Here is a 12,530-nt window from a genome sequence, read left to right on the forward strand (position 1 = left end):
TCAAGAGTGAAATTCATTCCTGAATGACAGTAATTTTGTAAAAAGAACGCCATCCATCTAAAAGCTTTAGACAGACAGCGCTTCACTTACTATTAATTCCGATGCATCTTAAAGGCTAAAAACAATTCATTATAAAACCCTAGCATTTCTTTACCTAGATTTTCATACACTTCCAGTCTTTCTGTAAGTTCTGGAGAAGGGTAGAAGCGTTCGTCTTCAATAACTTCATCATCTAAATATTTTAAGGCTTCTTTATTAGGTGTAGAATAGCTAACATAATCCGTGTTTTGTGCTGCAATTTCTGGGTCGAGCATAAAGTTGATAAACGCGTGTGCTCCTTCAACATTATCTGCAGTACTCGGAATGACCATATTATCAAACCATAAATTCGAGCCTTCCTCAGGCACAACATAATCTAGCGCTTCATTTTCCCACATAATATCGCGTGCATCTCCTGACCATGCCAGTGAAACGGTAGCCTCTTCATTGGCCATAAGTAATTTATTCTCATCGCCAACAATTGCTTTTACATTTGGTGTTAGCTCATTTAACTTTTCTAATGCCTCCATCAGATGTTCTTCATTCGTATCATTTAGAGAGTAACCAAGTGAATTTAATCCCATTCCGATGACTTCACGAGCACCATCAATCAAGAGAATTTCATTTTCTAAATCGGCACTCCATAAATCATTCCAACTAGAGAAATCTTTTCCTGGAAGCAATTCTGGATTATATAAAATGCCAACGGTTCCCCAAAAGTAAGGGACTGAATACTGGTTGCCTTCATCAAACGCTAAATCCATAAAACGATCATCAATGTACTGTAAGTTCGGCAGTAGCTCGTGGTCCAAGGGAATGAGCAAATTTTCTTCCTTCATCTTTTCAATCATATATTCAGACGGAACAGCAACATCATAGGTCGTGCCTCCTTGCTGTACTTTCGTCATCATTGCTTCGTTTGAGTCGAATGTTTCATAAATAACGGATAAACCTGTTTCTACTTCAAACTGTGTGATTAGATCTGTATCAATATAATCGCCCCAGTTGTAAACCGTAAGTGTGTCATCCCCAGAGTAACCTTGTGCACTATTTAAACGATCAATGAAAAAGATTAATGCTGCAGAGACAATAAGAATCGCAAAGAAAGCTGTCATTAGTTTTTTCATCGACTAAACCCTCCAAGCTTCGTACCAGCACGCTGGGTGATAAAGTAATACACAATTACAAGTAAAATTGTAAATAGGAAAAGCAGGGTAGAAAGTGCATTAATATTCAAAGAAATTCCTTGTCTTGCTAATGAATAAATCTCAACAGATAAAGTAGTGAATCCATTACCAGTTACGAAAAAAGTAACCGCAAAGTCATCTAGTGAGTAGGTCAAAGCCATAAAGAACCCTGCAAATATCCCAGGTGTAATATATGGGAAAATAACCTTTGTAAATACATTCCATCTACTTGCTCCTAGATCTCTTGCAGCATCAATAAGGGATGGATTCATTTCAGCTAGTTTTGGTAAAATCATTAACACAACAATCGGTATACTGAATGCGATATGAGATAGTAATACCGAATAGAAGCCTAAACGAATCCCAGCAATCGTAAATAAGATTAGAAAAGATGCTCCAATAATAACGTCTGGACTTACAATCAGTACATTGTTCAATCCCATAATCGAGTTTTTACGTCGTAAAGAATGAATTCCGATAGCGCCAAACATCCCAATAATCGTAGCGATTAATGACGAAAGCAAAGCAATGACAAGGGTATTCAATACAATAATTAATAAACGTGTATCCTGTAATAGTTCACGGTACCAATCAAGTGTAAACCCTTCAAAGCCACTCATCGATCCACCCGAATTAAAGGAATAGAAAACCAAATAAAAGATTGGTGCATAAAGAATAACGAAAATAATAATCAAATAGATATTAGCTGCAGAGAAGGTTCTTTTTGCCATCTCTTATGCACCTCGCTTTCTAAAGCCAGTTAATCGGATAATCCCAAACATGATTAAAATTAAAAATACTGCAATTGTCGCACCCATTCCCCAGTCTTGTGTAACAAGGAAATGCTGCTCAATTGCTGTTCCAAGTGTAATGACGCGGTTTCCAGCAATTAATCTTGTAATCATGAATAAGGAAAGTGCTGGAATGAAAACGATTTGACAACCCGTTTTTACCCCGTCCAATGTTAAAGGGAAAATAACGCGTCTAAAGCTCATCCATTTTGATGCACCTAAATCATTTGCTGCATCGAGTAGAGCAGGACTCATACTATTCAATGAATTAAAGATTGGTAGAATCATAAACGGAATAAAAATATAAACAGCTACAAAAATAAAACTAAAATCTGTAAATAAAAGTTGTCTGGAGCCAATTCCAATAAACTCTAAGAAATTATTCGCTGCTCCATACGCCCCAAAAATACCGATAAACGCATAGGCCTTTAATAATAAATTAATCCATGATGGAACAATAATAAGTAGTAACCAAAGATGCTTATGCTTTGTTTTTGTTAAAATATAAGCTGTTGGGTATGCAATAAGTAATGAAATTAATGTAATGAGAAATGCATACCAAAAAGAGCTTAGAGTCAGTTGCAAATAAACCGTCGTGAAAAATCGTTCATAATTAATAAGGGAAAGATTTCCGTGAATATCAAAAAAAGAATAATATAAAATAAGTCCAATCGGTGCGATAACAAATAAAACAATCCAAATATAATAAGGGACCATATATAAATTACGCATCAACTTACTGCTCATCAGCCATATCCTCAGAGTAGGAATCTAATCTGCGATCGAAATCTTCTTCTGATTCGCCGAAACGCATAACATGTATAGCTTCTGGTTCAAAATCCAGACCGATTTTCTCGCCAATCTGTGCTTTTTTCGTTGTATGAACTAACCACTCGTTCCCAGCTTGGTCACGACAATTAATTTCATAATGAACCCCGCGGAATAACTGAGAAAGCACGGTCACTTCAAGTTTTCCTTTTCCAGTCTGTGTAATTTCTAAATCCTCAGGCCGAATAACAACTTCAACAGGCTCATTTGGATTTATTCCTTGGTCAACACAAACAAACTTCTCTCCAGCAAATTCTACGAGAAAGTCTTCAAGCATCGTACCTTTTACAATATTTGACTCACCAATAAAGTCTGCAACAAAGCGATTAATCGGCTCATCATATATATCAATCGGCGTTCCACTCTGTTGAATTCTTCCTTTATTAATAACAAAAATTTCATCAGACATAGCGAGTGCTTCTTCTTGATCATGGGTAACGAAAATAAAAGTAATACCCAGTCTTCGTTGGAGTTCTCTCAATTCATATTGCATTTGTGTACGAAGCTTTAAATCTAAAGCTGATAATGGTTCATCTAAAAGAATCACCTTAGGCTCATTAACAATCGCACGTGCAATTGCGACACGCTGTTTTTGTCCGCCTGACATTTCATCAAGTTCTCTTTCCTCGTAGCCAGTAAGATTTACAAAGCTAAGCGCTTCTTTTACTTTTTTATCAATTTCAGTTTTTTTCATTTTCTTAATTCGTAAGCCAAAAGCAACATTCTCAAATACATTTAAATGAGGAAATAGGGCATAATCTTGAAATACCGTGTTTACTTGTCTTCTATTTGCAGGTAAGTGGTTAATTTTCTTTCCATCAAAATAAATATCACCGCTTGTTGCCTCGGTGAATCCTGCAATTAAACGGAGGATCGTTGTTTTTCCGCAGCCAGAAGGTCCGAGTAGTGTATAAAACTTTCCTCTTTCGATTTCGAAGCTCACTTGATCTAATACAACCGTATCGTCATCAAATTGTTTTGTAACATTTTTAAACTGAATTATCGAAGCATTTTCCATTGCGTTCTCCTTTAAATACGTTGTCAGATTCCAGAATATTATACATTAATTTATTTAAAAAAGAATCACTTTTTAAAAATATTTTTTAGTATAAAATATTCCTGTAAAAGGTGCTTGATTGATAGTGTAATTCCACTAATCTCAGGGGAAATAAAAGTTTATAATTATAAAATTAGGAAACACTTAAAGTAGAGCAATTCAGTTGTGGAACAAATATGTAAAAAGTAAGTAATCTACATAATTTCGTTGACAAATGACACGGTGTCATCTAGTATGTAATTATAAGTTATGACACCGTGTCACCTTCTGGTAGAATGGGGGGAAGGGAATGCCGAAAGCTACATTTTTTAATCTGCCAGAGAAAAAGCGACATTCCTTAATGAAAGCTGCTGAATTGGAATTTTCAAGAGTTCCATTATATGAAGCGTCAATTGCTAATATCGTTAAGGCTGCAGGAATTTCACGTGGTAGCTTTTATCAGTATTTTGAAGATAAAGAGGATGCTTACTTTTATATTTTACATGAACAAGCAACAAGGAGAAACGCGGCGTTTAAGAACCATCTTCAGAATCATGAAGGAGATCTTTTTGAAGCGATTACAGCTTTCTACTATGAATTGTTAATCGAATTACCGGATGAAAAGGAATATAATTTCTTTCGCAATGCGCTACTTAATGTGACGCATCAGATTGAAACGATTTTTAATGAGATCATTGAAGGACATGTAAAGCAGGATGGAATCAAGGAACTAACGAAACTTATTAATCAGGATTTACTAAATATTGATTCTGAAAAAGAGCTAACACATGTTATCCATATTATATCGGCAGTTGCTTTTCGCAATTTCGTGGAGAAGTTTACGAAGGAATTAACAGATGATGAAGCGATTAGTAATTTTAAATTTGAAATGAAGTTATTGAAAAAAGGCTTAGCAAAATAAAGCAGAATGTAAGTAAATGAAAGATCAAAAAAATTAAAGTGGGGTATGATAAATGACAGTTACAATATACGGTGCTGCATGTTCGTCGACGAGGAAAGCCAAACAGTGGTTTAACAAGCAAACGATTCATTATGTGGAAAGAAATATTCTAAAGCATCCACTTACAGTAAGTGAACTACAAGGTATTCTTAGAATGACAGTTGATGGTACGGACGAAATTATCTCAACGCGTTCTAAAATTTACAAAGATTTAAACCTTGATATTGAAGCACTTCCGCTACAAGAGCTTTTAGAGCTTATTCATAAGCATCCACGTTTATTAAGAAGCCCGATTATGGTTGACGATAAACGCTTACAAGTTGGATATCATGAAGAAGATATCCGCCAATTTCTTCCACGTAAAACGCGTGAAAATCAGTGGTTACAATGGAGACTTAATCATCTGCAACTTGCTGAGGGGTAAACGGTGATGACAGAGTTACTAGCACAGCAACCATATGTGAAGGTTGTAAGAGAGGTAGATAGTCTGAAGCAGGTGGATACGGAACAAGAACGAACGATGTTCTTGTATGAAGATAGAGTCGTCACGAAATATCGAGAGTTTCCTATTGAACAAGTAATTGATATTTCTTATCGTTTTATCGGAAAAGAGGGTGGATTCCTTTATCTACATACAAATAGAGGAGTATTTTCTTATATCGTTAAAGTATCGCCAGAAGCATTCGTGAATATCTTTAAAGATTACAAGAATAGCCAAAAAGGTAAGCAGATTTAATCATTGCTTGCCTTTTTTTGATTTGATTTCTATTTTGGGAATGATAAAATAAGTTAATCGTTCAGTAAAGGAGTCAAAAAAATGAAGTCAACTAGTTTCCGTGATACATGGGCTGAGATATCATTAAGCGCAATCAACCAAAATGTCCGAGCATTTAAACAATATATTAATAAAAATAGTAAAATGATGGCCGTAGTAAAAGCTGATGGTTATGGTCACGGAGCTGTCGAAGTTGCAAAAGAAGCACTTAAAGCAGGTGCAGATTATTTAGCTGTAGCCTTGCTCGATGAAGCAATTGCGTTAAGAGAAGCAGGAATTACCGCTTCTATTTTAGTTCTAGGCTATACAAAACCTGAAGTTGTAAAAAGAGCAATTGAAAATGATATAACCCTTACTGTATATAGTGAAGACGTAATTAAGGAACTTGTAAAAGCTACAAAAGAACTTCAAAAAACGACAAAAATCCATTTGAAAATTGATACAGGTATGACAAGACTTGGAGTTACTACAAGAGAAGATGCTTTAGAATTATTAAAAAGCATTCCTAAAAACACAATTGAAGTCGAAGGAATCTATACACATTTTGCGACAGCAGATGAGCTAGATACTACTTTTACACAGGAGCAATATAAGCGCTTTTTATCTATCGTATCCTACTTAGAGGAAAAAAATTTCCGTTTCGCAATCAAGCATTGTTGTAATAGCGCTGCGACTGTCGCTTTCCCTGAAATGCATTTAGATATGTGTCGAGTGGGAATCAGTATGTATGGACTTTATCCAGCAGATTCAATGCGTGAGAAAATTAAGCTCACCCAAGCAATGACATTAAAAACAAAACCAGTACTAATTAGACAGGTTGAAAAAGAACAGTCGATTAGCTACGGTGCCACTTATAAATCATCATCTCGAGCAATGATTGCAACTTTACCGATTGGCTATGCAGATGGACTATCGAGACGTTTATCTAACCGTGGGGAGATGTCGATTAACGCACAACGTGTGCCAATTGTTGGCAGAGTTTGTATGGATCTGTCGATGATTGATGTAACAAAGGTAGAAGATATTTCCAAAGAGAGTGAAGTTGTCGTTTTTGGTGAACCAAGAGAAGGACATATATCACTTGATGAAGTAGCAGAACTATTAGATACGATTCATTATGAGATTGTTTGTCTTATTGGAAAACGGGTCCCCAGGGTATATATATAAGATTCAAAATAAAACAATAACTATTCATTAGTAAGTTAGTGACTTAAAGTTTGCGCATTAAATCTAATCATGGTATATTATAATTAATTGATTTAAACTGAATTAAGAATAAAAACACATAGACATAGCAGGAGGAATTTATTTTGTTAAAAATCGGTATTATTTTAGGTAGTGTAAGACAAGGACGTAACGGAGAGCAAGTTGCTAACTGGATGTTAGACTTTGCTAACAACCGTAAAGATCAAGAAGTTGAATATGAGCTAGTGGATCTGGCTGAATATAGATTACCATTACTTGGTGAAGCTTTAGAAGAAGCTGAGCAAGAAAAAGCTAACACAACAATCAAAGCATGGTCTGATAAAATTGCATCATTTGATGGTTACATCATTGTTGCACCAGAGTATAACCATGCAGTAGGTGGAGCACTTAAGAACGCACTTGATTACCTAAAACCAGAGGTAGCTAACAAGGCTGCTGGATTTGTTGGATATGGTAGCTTAGGTGGAACTCGTGCACATGAGAACCTTCGCCTAATCTTTGGAGAGTTACAAGTGGCTGACGTTAGAACTGCAGTTACATTCTCATTAATGGCAGACTTTGAGGACTTCTCTGTATTCAAGCCTGCTGATTACCATGCAGATAATGCAAACCAAATGCTAGACCAAGTTATTGCTTGGAGTGGCGCTTTACAACCTTTAAGAAAATAATTAAATTAAAAAGATGTTCTACCATTTGCGGTAGAACATCTTTTTTGTGTAATGAGCATGATTTCGCTCCGGGGAAAAATGTACTTCGCTTTCCGCGGGCGGCTGGTGAGCCTCCTCAGTCGCAAGCGACTTGCGGGGTCTCACCGTTGCCTTTCCTCCCGCAGGAGTCTTCGTACATTTTTCCCCTTCGCTGAATTTTGCTCATTATTTTTTTAAAAACTTACCTAATTATAGTTACACTTCTACCAAACAATACGTCTATTTTTATCTGCAATCGAGTAAAGGCTTGTGGCGATTAGGAATTGTCCTCCGTAATAGCAAATCATGATTAACGGCTGCAATGTGCCTACAGAAGCAACGAACATATTCCAAGCAAGAATGGAGTCAGAGATTACAAACAACAAACTACCCAGCCCGGCATAGAGATTACCTGTTAACACTGCAGACCACAGCATCAGGGAAATGATAATGATATAAGCAGTTACTGGTATGGTAAAAGCTTCATTACCATTTTCCGAGAGAGCAGGAATCAACTGCATGCCGTACACAATCCCGTAAATACCAATTGGTAAGGTGGCAGCTATTCTCCATTTAGTAAACTTCGCTCTTGTAAAAAATCCAATGACATAAAAAACATGCCCAATAAAAAATGCACTTAAGCCAATAAGAAACCAATGCAAAGTTCCATCTCCAACTGTAGAAAAAATTAACCCAGCTAAGATTAGCCAGTGGGTTTTATTTTTTTCTTTAGGGAGCAAGGTATAGGCATAATATATAATGATCCCCATTGGAAGCAGTTTAAAGAAGAGTTTGAATAAGAAAGGTTCATCTGGAACGATAAAAATATAAAGTAGACCTGTTGTAAGAATCATAAGTGGTAAACGATAGAGTGCCAAGATTGTTTCCTCCTTATTTGTGGCTATTAATAATTATTCAATAGTAGGAGCTTTATATGCATCGTAAACAATTTATGGTAATTCAGCAAGGATAAATGGGTGATCGATAAAAAAATGCAACCTGCTCGATTTAAATGGAGCAGGTTGCATTTTTAATTTTCACCTTTCAGTATAAAGCTTTGTATCCCTTTAGCTTGTAATTTTCTTACTTGGTCTTTCGCTGCGTTACTGCTTGGATATCTTCCCGATTGCACGCGAAAGACTGCATTTCCTTTTACATTTGCCTGAAGAATTTTCGAAGGGAACCCAGTTGCTTCAAGCAGTAAAGATCTACTTTCTGCATTCGTACGACTTTGAAACGATCCTGCAATAACCGAATACTCTCCTAGTGCAGTATTTTTTCTTTTTAAATTGAATATCTTCACGAGGCCTTCCACATGAGCTGTAGCAACGCTTTCCCTCCAAGAACTTTGCTTCATTAACGCAGCATCTAAAGGATGATCGATAAATCCGTTTTCTGTAAGAATCGCTGGCATGGTGGATTTGCGGAGTACATGAAAATTTGCTTGCTTCATCCCACGGTTTGGTATATTAATCTGCTTACTTACAGAATGATGAATTGCTGTTTGATAGTCTTTTGAAACTGCATTTTTATCAAGTCGATTATAAATAAAATCTTCATACCCGCGAACCTTTCCATTAAACGCATTGCAATGAATCGATAAATAAATATTAGCTCCCCAACGATTTGCTTCATTTGTTCGTTCGCTTAAACTTTTTGAAACATCGCTTGTTCGACTCATTTTGACAGAGGTATTTGAGTAGCCTTGCAATAGATTTTCTATTCGTTTTGCTATATCAAGTACCACTTCTTTTTCCTGCAGACCATTACCAACTGCACCCGGGTCACTACCTCCATGCCCAGGGTCCAAATAGATTTTCAACTTTTTTTACCTCCTTCCTCTATAAATAGATGATTCTCAACTTTATAATCGATTAGTAACTAGAAAATGGGGTATGAAGGAAGTATGTAGATATATGGCTTTATACAGAGATAAGGGAGTATATTTTTATTTCTTTCACAAACAATAAACCTTATATCTAAAAACTTTACATAAACTTTACATTGGGCTAATACTTTCTTCATAATTCGTGGTTAAAATGGAACTGTTGGCAAGAAACTTAATGAATTATTTATATACATCAATTGGAGAGGACAAACGATAATGAAGTTAAAAAATATACTTATACTCCTTATCTCCGGATTAATTATAATTCCATTAGCAGCATGTGGCACAGAAGGCGTTTCAGAAGACGGTTATAGCGGGAATGTTGTAGTCGACGGATCTGGTACCGTTTTTCCTTTAATGCAAATCCTTGCTGAAGAATACATGTTGAATAAAGAAATTGGCGTATCAGTTGAGGTTAGTCGTGCGGGTACAAGTGCTGGTTTCGAAAGATTTTTAGTAGAGGATGGGACAGACCTTAATAATGCGTCTCGTCAAATAAAAGAAGAAGAAGCGGCAAGAGCTGAAGAACTTGGCTTTGAAATAAAAGAATTAAAAGTTGCACTTGATGGACTAACAGTAGTTGTCCACCCTGAAAATACGTGGGCAAATGAATTAACATCTGAACAAATTGTCGATATTTTCTTAGGGAAATATGATACATGGTCTGATCTTAATGCGGATTGGCCAACAGAGGAAATTCAAACGTATGGCCCTAATGAAAACCATGGTACATACGAATTTTTCTATGAAAGTATTTTAGAAAAACAGGATTTAAGTGCGGATGTAAACTTACAACAGCAATATTCAACTTTAGTTACTTTAATTGCAGAAGATATTAACTCTATCGGATTCTTTGGATATGGTTACTATGTAAACAACCAGGACAAACTACAAGCAGTACATGTTGATTTTGGTAACGGTCCAGTTGAACCAACATTAGATACCATCGCGGAAAATGGAGATTATGCAGACTTTACACGTCCAGTGTTTACGTATTTAAACATGAAGCAAGCAGCTGAAAAAGAACAAGTGTTAGACTATGCAATCTATGTGATGGAATATGGAAGAGAATTTGCTGGTGAAGCAGGTTTTGCGCCAATTCCTGAAGAAGAAGCTGCTGCATTTATAGAAGAATTAGAAGCACTAAAAAATAATTAAATAATAATCGTTCGAGTAAGATGAGGGCATTGATATGCTCTCATCTTGTTGTGAATTATGATAGAATTGTTAAAAAGTTCTAACATAGTTTTTTGAATAAAATTGAGATGTATCTCTGGGAGGAGATGACCAAATGGCGGCAAAAAACGATCCTGTAAATATTAGAGAAATAATTGCAGAAAAGAAACAAAAGAAAAATCTCTCTAATCTAACAGAAAAATTTATACCTACCATACTTTTATTAATAGCATCTGTTTCACTCCTAACAACAATTGGAATTATATTTACATTATTTAGTGAAGCATTTGAATTCTTTAGACGTGTACCGATATGGGATTTCTTTACGGGTACCGTATTACGACCAATGAGTGAAAATCCGCAATTCGGTGTCTTACCTTTGATTAACGGAACCATTATCTCATCTGTAATCGCGATGTTCGTTGCAGGACCAATTGGACTTATGTCTGCAATATATCTGAGTGAATATGCATCAGATCGTGTACGTCGCATTCTTAAACCTATGTTAGAGATTCTTGCTGGGATTCCAACAATTGTCTACGGGTTCTTTGCTTTTACTTTTGTAACGCCAGTCATTCGCTCTATTTTTCCAGAAGTAGCAGCAACGAACATTTTAAGTCCAGGTATTGTAATGGGGGTCATGATTATCCCAATGATTGCATCTCTATCTGAAGATGCAATGACAGCTGTTCCAAACTCAATGAGAGAAGGAGCACTTGCACTTGGTGCTACAAAGCTTGAAACTACTTTCAAAGTAGTTATGCCGGCTGCGTTATCAGGAATTATCTCTTCTTTTGTACTTGGAATTTCTCGTGCGATTGGTGAAACAATGATTGTAACAATTGCTAGTGGTAGCTCAAAGAACTTTAGCTTTGATATTACAGAATCGATGCAGACAATGACTGCTTATATCGTTGAAGTAGCTAGTGGAGATGCTCCGGCAGCTTCAACCCTTTACTACAGTCTATATGCTGTAGCAGCAACATTATTTATTTTTACATTACTAATGAATATATTAGCAAGATATGTCTCTCGCAAGTTTAGGGAGGAATACTAATTATGAAATATATTGATGAAACAATTGTCCATAAAAGAATGAATGCAAGAGTACGTAACAATAAAATATTTAAAAGTATTTTTCTATTAGCTACATTATTTGGTTTAGTTGTTCTCGCGATTCTTATCTACCGCGTACTTGAACAAGGGATAGCTTGGATAAATTGGGATTTCTTAACGAGCCATCAATCCTATTTACCAGAGCGTGCAGGGATCATGGGTGCCATCTTAGGAACTTCATGGTTAATGCTTGTAGTAATTCCAGTAACAATGATTATTGGGATTGGTACAGCGGTCTATCTTGAACTTTATGCGAAACGAGGCAAATTCCAAGGCTTAATTGCGACAAATATATCCAACTTGGCTGGTGTTCCTTCTATAGTATATGGTTTACTAGGTTTAACGATATTTGTTCGAGCAATGGACTTCGGAAATGCTGTTATAGCTGGCGGATTAACTTTATCCTTACTCGTATTACCAATCGTCATCGTGGCATCCCAAGAAGCAATCCGTGCTGTTCCAGGATTTTTAAGTGAAGCAAGCTATGGAATGGGTGCAACAAAATGGCAAACGGTTAAGAAAATTATCTTACCTGCAGCATTACCAGGGATTTTAACTGGTGCGATATTAGCTCTATCACGTGCAATCGGTGAGACCGCGCCTTTAACAGTTCTAGGGATTCCTGCATTATTACTACCGTTCCCAGGTAGCATTTTTGATACATTTACTGCATTACCAATGCAGATTTACTACTGGACGATCGACGCATCATTAGTTGCTGAATATGCATACCTTGCAGCTGCTACGATTATTGTTCTATTAATACTATTATTCTTACTGAATTCTGTTGCAATATTCATCCGTAACAAATTCCAGCACAGATTCTAAAAGATTTTAAAAA

At 36.2% G+C, this 12,530-nt stretch carries 14 protein-coding genes; 8 read left to right on the plus strand and 6 right to left on the minus strand.

The annotated features are described in order from the left end of the window. Window positions 1–92: 92 nt before the first annotated feature. The 4 genes from ACXYMZ_RS01180 to ACXYMZ_RS01195 are packed head-to-tail and all read right to left on the minus strand — an operon-like array spanning window position 93 to window position 3,863. A complete protein-coding gene (locus tag ACXYMZ_RS01180; protein WP_458946518.1) occupies window positions 93–1,166 on the minus strand; it encodes an ABC transporter substrate-binding protein in 1,074 nt (357 codons plus the stop codon). Further along, entirely contained in the window at window positions 1,163–1,957 is a 795-nt protein-coding gene (locus ACXYMZ_RS01185) for an ABC transporter permease (protein ID WP_458946519.1), read from the minus strand. The genes ACXYMZ_RS01180 and ACXYMZ_RS01185 overlap by 4 nt, the downstream gene beginning before the upstream one ends. A gap of 3 nt (window positions 1,958–1,960) precedes the next feature. After that, window positions 1,961–2,764, minus strand: a complete 804-nt coding sequence (locus tag ACXYMZ_RS01190) for an ABC transporter permease (RefSeq protein WP_458946520.1) — start codon at window positions 2,762–2,764, stop codon at window positions 1,961–1,963. Further along, window positions 2,754–3,863, minus strand: a complete 1,110-nt coding sequence (locus tag ACXYMZ_RS01195) for an ABC transporter ATP-binding protein (RefSeq protein ID WP_458946521.1) — start codon at window positions 3,861–3,863, stop codon at window positions 2,754–2,756. The genes ACXYMZ_RS01190 and ACXYMZ_RS01195 overlap by 11 nt, the downstream gene beginning before the upstream one ends. 328 nt (window positions 3,864–4,191) lie before the next feature. On the opposite strand from ACXYMZ_RS01195, the gene ACXYMZ_RS01200 reads away from it, so the two are divergent. The 5 genes from ACXYMZ_RS01200 (at window position 4,192) to ACXYMZ_RS01220 (ending at window position 7,491) form a co-directional block, all read left to right on the plus strand. Beyond that, window positions 4,192–4,803 carry a TetR/AcrR family transcriptional regulator gene (locus ACXYMZ_RS01200; RefSeq protein WP_458946522.1) on the plus strand — a complete coding sequence of 204 codons (612 nt, stop codon included), beginning with the start codon at window positions 4,192–4,194 and terminating at the stop codon, window positions 4,801–4,803. A gap of 52 nt (window positions 4,804–4,855) precedes the next feature. Next, complete coding sequence (locus ACXYMZ_RS01205) at window positions 4,856–5,266, plus strand: Spx/MgsR family RNA polymerase-binding regulatory protein (protein WP_458946523.1); 411 nt, start codon at window positions 4,856–4,858, stop codon at window positions 5,264–5,266. 6 nt (window positions 5,267–5,272) lie between these two features. Next, window positions 5,273–5,578, plus strand: coding sequence for a hypothetical protein (locus ACXYMZ_RS01210; protein ID WP_458946524.1), 306 nt, complete (start codon window positions 5,273–5,275; stop codon window positions 5,576–5,578). Window positions 5,579–5,659: 81 nt separating this feature from the next. Continuing rightward, complete coding sequence (alr, locus tag ACXYMZ_RS01215) at window positions 5,660–6,784, plus strand: alanine racemase (RefSeq protein ID WP_458946525.1); 1,125 nt, start codon at window positions 5,660–5,662, stop codon at window positions 6,782–6,784. A 143-nt stretch (window positions 6,785–6,927) separates the two neighbouring features. Continuing rightward, complete coding sequence (locus tag ACXYMZ_RS01220; RefSeq protein WP_458946526.1) at window positions 6,928–7,491, plus strand: NADPH-dependent FMN reductase; 564 nt, start codon at window positions 6,928–6,930, stop codon at window positions 7,489–7,491. Window positions 7,492–7,733: 242 nt separating this feature from the next. Here the strand turns inward: ACXYMZ_RS01220 and ACXYMZ_RS01225 are convergent, their stop codons facing one another. Both ACXYMZ_RS01225 and ACXYMZ_RS01230 read right to left on the minus strand, forming a co-directional pair. Then, the gene (locus ACXYMZ_RS01225; protein WP_458946527.1) at window positions 7,734–8,387 is read right to left on the minus strand and encodes a lysoplasmalogenase; all 654 of its coding nucleotides are present in this window, start codon (window positions 8,385–8,387) and stop codon (window positions 7,734–7,736) included. Window positions 8,388–8,539: 152 nt separating this feature from the next. After that, window positions 8,540–9,331 carry an N-acetylmuramoyl-L-alanine amidase gene (locus ACXYMZ_RS01230; RefSeq protein ID WP_458946528.1) on the minus strand — a complete coding sequence of 264 codons (792 nt, stop codon included), beginning with the start codon at window positions 9,329–9,331 and terminating at the stop codon, window positions 8,540–8,542. A gap of 282 nt (window positions 9,332–9,613) precedes the next feature. Here ACXYMZ_RS01230 and ACXYMZ_RS01235 point away from each other — a divergent pair, with 282 nt between their 5' ends. The 3 genes from ACXYMZ_RS01235 (at window position 9,614) to pstA (ending at window position 12,517) form a co-directional block, all read left to right on the plus strand. Then, complete coding sequence (locus ACXYMZ_RS01235) at window positions 9,614–10,555, plus strand: PstS family phosphate ABC transporter substrate-binding protein (protein ID WP_458946529.1); 942 nt, start codon at window positions 9,614–9,616, stop codon at window positions 10,553–10,555. A 133-nt stretch (window positions 10,556–10,688) separates the two neighbouring features. Continuing rightward, window positions 10,689–11,630 (plus strand): phosphate ABC transporter permease subunit PstC, encoded by a 942-nt coding sequence (gene pstC / locus ACXYMZ_RS01240; RefSeq protein ID WP_458946530.1) that lies wholly within the window; start codon window positions 10,689–10,691, stop codon window positions 11,628–11,630. A 2-nt stretch (window positions 11,631–11,632) separates the two neighbouring features. Next, the gene (gene pstA / locus ACXYMZ_RS01245) at window positions 11,633–12,517 is read left to right on the plus strand and encodes a phosphate ABC transporter permease PstA (RefSeq protein WP_458946531.1); all 885 of its coding nucleotides are present in this window, start codon (window positions 11,633–11,635) and stop codon (window positions 12,515–12,517) included. Window positions 12,518–12,530 lie beyond the last annotated feature (13 nt).

The organism is Oceanobacillus sp. CAU 1775 (assembly GCF_054482815.1).